The sequence below is a fragment of the Myroides sp. 1354 genome, from assembly GCF_030324495.1.
GTDB lineage: Bacteria > Bacteroidota > Bacteroidia > Flavobacteriales > Flavobacteriaceae > Flavobacterium.
The window spans coordinates 1-3,998 of the sequence record NZ_JACAGN010000036.1; the positions used below are offsets into that span (position 1 = coordinate 1).

At 45.7% G+C, this 3,998-nt stretch carries 1 protein-coding gene; it reads left to right on the forward strand.

The genetic code is table 11. From position 1 onward, the window contains the following. Positions 1–15: 15 nt before the first annotated feature. A partial coding sequence (locus HX004_RS17625; RefSeq protein ID WP_286444166.1) for an RHS repeat-associated core domain-containing protein occupies positions 16–3,998 on the forward strand: 3,983 nt, incomplete at its 3' end.

Sequence of the window (3,998 nt, forward strand, 5' to 3'; positions counted from 1 at the left end):
TAATACAATATGTCTATGAAAGATTTTTTTTCACAAAGCCAGAACTTTATTGGCGCTCAGCAAACGGGTATTGATCCTCGAACAGGAGCTTTTACTTTGAGTCTTCCCTTGGCTAATATCAATGCGAACTATGGATTTGGTCCCGAGATTGATTTCACCTTAAGGAGTCATTCGTCTAGCACAAAAGACGAGGGTTTTGGCCTCGGATTTGGCTTGCCATTTACCACCTATGATCAGGAGAGTAAACTCCTTCGCTTATCTTCAGGTGAGCAGTATTTGATGGAAGATAACTCGATGGAATTTACCGTCAAACAGAAGAAATTACACAATTTTGTTTTTGAGCGTTTTGCCGATTACTACAAAGTGACATATAAATCGGGTGTAGTCGAGATTCTCGAGGGTCCTTCTTCTGGATATTCGCTAAAAAAGACCAAGCGCATCGAAACCTACATGGGTCATTACGTGGAGCTAGATTGGGCGATGGACCGATTTCATTCTCTTTTGCGTCTATCAGATGCGCATCACTGTTTGTTGTCGATTGACTACGATGATATTCATCGTCCTGTTGTAAGCGTTTATCCTGATTCTCCCGATGAATACTCCATAGCACTGGTGCTGACGGATCGCCTTTTAAAACAAGTGATTCAAGTGGAGGAGAATTACCGTTGGCATTTGGGCTATACATCAGATCAGGTGATTAATTACATCAAACACCCCACGGGCTTAGAGGAACAAGTGTTTTATCAAGCAGGTATTTTTCGCTTCCCTCCTGGAGAAAGTACACAACTTCCGGCTTTAAGTGGTGCGATTCGCCATATCCGAAAACCGGGGAATGGTCAGCCTGAAGAATCCTCTTCGTATCGCTATACGAGTTCTAACTATTTGGGCTATGGCTCGGATATTACTTTTTATGCCAATCAAGACAATCTGTATCGCATATTAAACGCGTATACCTACGGATCAACCGAGACGACGACGAAAGGAAACTTGACCATTGAGGTAGAGCGCACCTATAACAACTTTCACCTCAATACGCGTGAACACACCACTTTTCGTTCCTCTAGTGGGGTGAATAGTATTTTGGTTCACTTGGAATACTACGCGATTGTCGGTATTCCCTTTGAGGATCAACCCGCACAATTTCAGTTGGTCAAAAGCAAGCGAACCCTTTGGCGAGATACTCAAAACCGAGTTCGCGAAGAGGAGCATTTGACGGAGTTCGACAGCCATGGGAATCCCACTTTGGAAATCCAACCCGATGGGAGTCAAACGCAGCTGACTTGGTACGATGCGGATGGCGAGGACGACTGTCCGGCTGAGGTCAACGGATTTGTGCGCTTTTTAAAGGAAAGCATTACCACGCCCAATCAGAACGATTACGATACCCCCATCCAAGGCGAGCGCTATTGCTACGACAATTTGGGAGATTCAGACTTGATTGTGCCGAGTCAACTTTGGAAATACAGCGATGGGGAGTTATTGCAATCCCGTTTATTCGACTATGAAGAAGATCCCGATTGTCTGGATTACGGACGCATGATTTTTATTCACGACAAATTATACCCCCAAGGCGAATATGGCTCGGCTTATGATTCCTATCAATCTTTTGAGTTTGATGTGGATGGGGATGAACTGACACAAGAAACCATTTTTACGGGACACGATGGGTGTGAGGCCAGTACCAGTACGACGTACAGTATTTGGGCACAACGAGTTTTAGGGGAAACTAGTGCACAAGGGATTGTTACGTCTTATACCTATGATTCTCTAGGTAGAATACTCAGTACAACCCATGCAGAAGCAACGGCTTATGAAAATACGAGCGATTGGGTGTATGAGCTCACCCCTCAGGGTCCTGTTACTTATTATACAGATGCTTTGGGCAATCAGGCGAAAGTTTACTTTGACGGCTTTGGTCGAGAGATTAGCAAATCTGGATTCGATCGAGAGGGCACCGGCACCTGGCAGGAAATCTTGGAACAAGGATACCAGGTAGGAGGAGCACTTAAGTATAAAAAGGTAAAAGATGTACAAACCGCTGGTAATCAATCCACGAGTTATGCCATCCAAACGGATATCGGCTATGACGATTGGGGGCAGATGTCGGTATTGCATTTCACCAATGGGATAATGGCTCATGAACAGACTAACCCCGTGGCTTTAACCACCATGCGCTGGCAAAGTGGAGGCTCTATGCGCAGTGGGCAGTGGAGGAAAACGATGTATCCAGAGAGTCAACTCCTTGAGAAAGAAGAGCGTCTCAATTTACAAGGACAAGTAGTTGCTACAAACTTGTATTATTGGGATGGATTGGGACGCTTGCGCGAGGAAGTAGATGCCCTGGGACACAGCGTGGAACGCACCTATGACGCCTATGGACGTGTGCTCACCCAAACCCATGCCGATGGCACCGTATTGGAATACGCCTATGTTCCCTTTCTAACTGGGACGGAAATAGCGGCTATTCGCGTGACAAGTCCCGATGGAGAACAGTGGCTATTGGGTGAACAAACCTTTGACAGCTTGGGGCGTTTATTGGTACAACAAACCGGAGGACGTACAACGGAATACCTCTATGAAGGAAGCTCTCCTGTGCCTGCTACGGTGATTCAACCCGATGGGACGGAAATCTACTATGAATACATTCCCGAACTAGGCAACGTTATAAGTCAAATGGAAACCGATGGAATTGTGCAATCCTTTGAGTATGATTCCACCACTGGAGAGTTGCTGGAAGCAATAGAAGCCGAGGCTGTCAATCAGCAGGAGTGGGATGATTTAGGGCGACTCAAAGCAGAGACTATCACAGTAAATGGGGATTCCTATGATACCGATTACCAATGGACTTTAAGAGGAGAACCTACTTTTCACAGCGATATCACAGGAGCCCAAACGCGCTATGAACGCGATCAACACGGACGAGTAGCGCGCATTGTCGATCGGGATATTACCGCCAATTTATCCTATGACAGTTTGGGGCGATTAATTCGAAAGTCGGTACAAGACCGAAATTCAACCACTAACATCGACACCCAGTTTGAGTACAACGAGTTCAATCAACCCCATGTAGAACTACTAACCGATAGCAAGGGCAGTCAATTGAGACTGGAACGAGAATGGCTGGACAATGGATTGTTGGATAGACAGGTAACTCAGTTAAACGGCGTGATAATCAAAGCGGAAGACTATGCATATGATGTGCGCAATCGCCTAGTGGAATACACCATCAATGGCAGTGAATTTCCATCGGATGGCTATGGACATAAGTTCTGCAAACAAGCCTACCAATACGATGCCTTAAATAATTTGCTATCTGTGGAAACTACCTTGGAAGATCAGCAGGTGGATGTAGCCTATTATCACTATAACAACCCCCAAGATCCGACGCAACTCTCCCAAGTGACTCATTCAAACCCGTTGTATCCCGCAGTCATTGACTTGGAATACGACACTTGTGGTCGCATGACTTTGGATGAAGTAGGACGCCTATTGAGTTATGACGCCTTGGGGCGATTGATTCAGGTTGAGGGACAAGCGGATAGCAACTATCAATACAATGCGGTTAATCAGCTTATTAATCAAACGATAGAAGGTGATAAGAACTGTCAATTGTACTACCGAGGTGGAGAATTAGTCAACCAAGTAGTGGTGGAAGACGACAAAAAAGTGCGTTGGATAAAAAGTGGAGCAAGTTGTATGGCCGTGCATCAAGACGATGAAACAACCCTGACCGCTGGTGGACAGAATCAGAGTTTGTTGTGGTCGGTAAAAAACAGTGACGCTCAAGGTGAATTACACGAATTTGGTCCTTACGGACAAGGAGAATCTGAATCGCTTTTACCTGCTTATAATGCAGAGCGAAAAGATCCCATCAGCGGACACTATCACTTGGGCAACGGATATCGCGCTTACAGTCCGGTATTGATGCGCTTTACCTGTCCTGATACGATGAGTCCCTTTGGAGCGGGTGGAATCAATGCTTACGCCTACTGTGTGGG